Here is a 2,846-nt window from a genome sequence, read left to right on the forward strand (position 1 = left end):
CTGCGACGGGGGCTCGCGGGAGAACCCGCGAGAACAGGACCGCAACTTGGCGGAGGGGACCGCAAGCTGGGTGGAGGGGCTGCTGGGAGAGGGGGGCTGCGACGGGGGCTCGCGGGAGAACCCGCGAGAACAGGACCGCAACTTGGCGGAGGGGACCGCAACTTGGTGGAGGGGCTGCTGCTGGATTGCTACTTGGCGATTTCGTAGGGGAAAAGGCCTTGGTCTTCTTGCTTGATGATGACAGGCATGTCGAGTCGGGCGTATTTTTCCTTGAGTGTGATGATGTCCTCGTCGAGCAGGCGTATGCAACCCTCGCTGGCGCGTCCGGGCACGCTCTCGCGGTTGTTGGTGCTGCCGTGTATGCCTATTCCCTTGAAGGGGGTCTCAAGCCTGAGGAACCAGTTGCCGTAGGCCAAGATGCTACCGCGTCCGTCGCCGAAGTCGTGGCACCAAGTGGAGGCGTCTTGTATCTGGGTGATCTTGAATGGCTTGCCGGGTTCACTCTCGGGTGTGGTCATGTCGCCATCACCTTTCTTCTGGCCTTTGTTCTTGGCAAGGCACACCTTGAAGTTTGCCACAGGCACGGTGTCGCCTGCCACAGGGGCATAGACGGTGAGCAGCAGGTCCTTCTTGCTGATGACGATGAAGGTGCTGTCGTTGCTGTATGTGCCAGTGTAGAGGGCCTTGCGTTGAGGTTGTGCGGGAGCTGTGTCCTGCTGTTCCTGCTGGTCGCCACTGCAACTTGCCGCCGCGAGTGCAACGGCAAGTGCTAATGCGACGTTGAGTATTTGCCTCATCTATTACTTGGTTTTGAGGTGAGTATAGTCACGAGAGATGTAGTATTCCTCGCCATACCAGTCGATTTTGTAGAAATTGCCACTGGTGCCCAGATAGGTGAGTTCCTGACCCTTGCGGGGGTAGAGAGTCTGTCCTTCCTCGTTGAGGACGATTTCGCCCTTGGTAGAGGGTGTGCGGCGGAAACGCACGTTCTGTCCATCTACAACCACGACTTGTGTTTTCTTCTTGGGTGTTGCGGCAGTCTTTGCCTCTTCCTTGAGGTGGCAGTAGTCGCGTGAGATGTAAACGGGAGTCCCTTCGTAGTTGATTTTGTAGAAATTGCCGCTGGTGCCCAGGTATTCAAACATGGCACCTTTGGGGGGATAGGTGGGTTTGCCGTCCTCGCCGGTTACAATTTCACCGCTTGTTGAGGGAGAAAAACGCATGCGCACATGAACGCCATCGACAACCACAAGAGTTGCCATTGCTGCAATGCTCATCATTGCCGCGCAGATGATAGTGAGAATTCGTTTCATAATATAATTATTTTGTTTGTAATGTTTTGATTTGCTTTTGTTGTGCCTTGGCCTCGAAGGGGAGTTGGCTAGTTTCCTCGTCGAGGATGATGACTTTCATGCCCACGCGTGCATAATGCTCCTTGAGGTCGATGATGTCCTTGTCGCGCAGGCGAATGCACCCCTCGCTGGCACGTCCGGGCACGCTCTCGGCATTGTTAGTGCTGCCGTGTATGCCTATTCCGTTGTGTCCGGGAGTCTTGAGGCGCATGAACCAGTTGCCATAGGCCTTGATGCTGCCGCGTCCGTCCTTGAAGTCGTGTTTCCAGGTCGAAGCGTCCTGTATCTGCGTGATTGAGAAAGGCTTGCCGGCTGGGCTCGACGGAGTTTTCATGTCGCCCACTTTCTGTTTCTGGCCCTTGACCTTGCTCAGGCAAGCGGGGTACTTGGCGAGCAGGGCGGTGTCGCCCTTGATGGTGCCATAGACATAGAGTCGCAAGTCTTTCTTGCTGATCACAATAAACTCGCTTCCCTTGTCGGCCTTGCGGTCGGTGTTGTAGTGGCATGCCTTGTCGTCTTTTGTGCCCATGACATCAGCGTCAACCACGCTTGCTGCGCTAGCAGTGACCCCGATGAACAGGGCAATCATTAAAAGTAATTTCTTCATTTTTATCTTTTTATTAAAGGTCTAGAAATTCTAGATTACCTAGAAATCCTAGAAGTTAATGTTTCATTAGTCGTAATAAAAAAGTCATCGTTCATCGTTAATGTAAGGATAAGTGACATTCCAGAGGAAGAGCGCGTTGCCTGGCATGGACATGCCAGCCTTGCAGCGGTCTTTCTTCTCGATGATTTCGCAGAACTGCTCCACGGTGATTTTGTGGGTTCCCACTTCGACCAGCGTGCCGACGATGGCTCGCACCATGTTGCGCAGGAAGCGGTCGGCGGTGACGGTGAAAACCCACTGCTCACCCTCTCGCTCCCACCGTGCATGGGTGATGCGGCAGTTGTTGGTCTTGACATCGGTGTGCAGCTTGGAGAACGAGGTGAAGTCGGTGTATTGCATCATGCGTCTGGCGGCTACGTTCATGAGGTCGTAGTCGAGGTTCCACCGGCAGTGCCAGCTCAACGGGTAGAGGAATGGCGACTTGGCGGTGTGTACGAAGTATTTGTAGGTGCGTGATGTGGCATCGAAGCGTGCGTGGGCGTCGTCGTGCACCGGGAAAATGCTGTGGATGGCGATGTCACGGCACAAGATGCTGTTGAGGTTATGGGCCAGCTTGTCGCAGTCGGGGATGGGTTGCTCCACGTCGAAGTGGGCATACATGGTGGCGGCATTCACGCCGGCATCGGTGCGGCCTGCCCCCACGATAGCCGTGGGCACACGCAGCACGCGGGTCAGGGCGTCCTCAATGGCCTCCTGCACCGACGGGTCACTGGGCTGCCGCTGCCACCCGTGAAACTCTGCCCCATTATATGCCAACTTAATAAAATACCTCATATTCTTTTGTGCCTCTCTTTTTTTGCCTCTCGGGGAACTCGGGGAACTCGGGG

At 55.2% G+C, this 2,846-nt stretch carries 4 protein-coding genes; all 4 read right to left on the minus strand.

Translation table 11 applies throughout. The features are described 5' to 3' along the window. Window positions 1-188: 188 nt before the first annotated feature. Window positions 189-797 carry a L,D-transpeptidase gene (locus tag ACKI3C_RS10405; RefSeq protein ID WP_407404749.1) on the minus strand — a complete coding sequence of 203 codons (609 nt, stop codon included), beginning with the start codon at window positions 795-797 and terminating at the stop codon, window positions 189-191. Between the two features lie 3 nt (window positions 798-800). Beyond that, window positions 801-1,313, minus strand: coding sequence for an SH3 domain-containing protein (locus ACKI3C_RS10410; RefSeq protein WP_407404751.1), 513 nt, complete (start codon window positions 1,311-1,313; stop codon window positions 801-803). Between the two features lie 7 nt (window positions 1,314-1,320). Then, window positions 1,321-1,959: a L,D-transpeptidase gene (locus tag ACKI3C_RS10415; RefSeq protein ID WP_407404753.1), complete on the minus strand. Its 639-nt coding sequence runs from the start codon at window positions 1,957-1,959 to the stop codon at window positions 1,321-1,323. 84 nt (window positions 1,960-2,043) lie between these two features. Next, on the minus strand, window positions 2,044-2,793 hold the full coding sequence (truA, locus tag ACKI3C_RS10420) for a tRNA pseudouridine(38-40) synthase TruA (RefSeq protein WP_407404755.1): 750 nt from the start codon (window positions 2,791-2,793) through the stop codon (window positions 2,044-2,046). Between the last annotated feature and the right edge of the window lie 53 nt (window positions 2,794-2,846).

The organism is Sodaliphilus sp. (assembly GCF_045598405.1).
Taxonomy (GTDB): domain Bacteria; phylum Bacteroidota; class Bacteroidia; order Bacteroidales; family Muribaculaceae; genus Sodaliphilus; species Sodaliphilus limicaballi.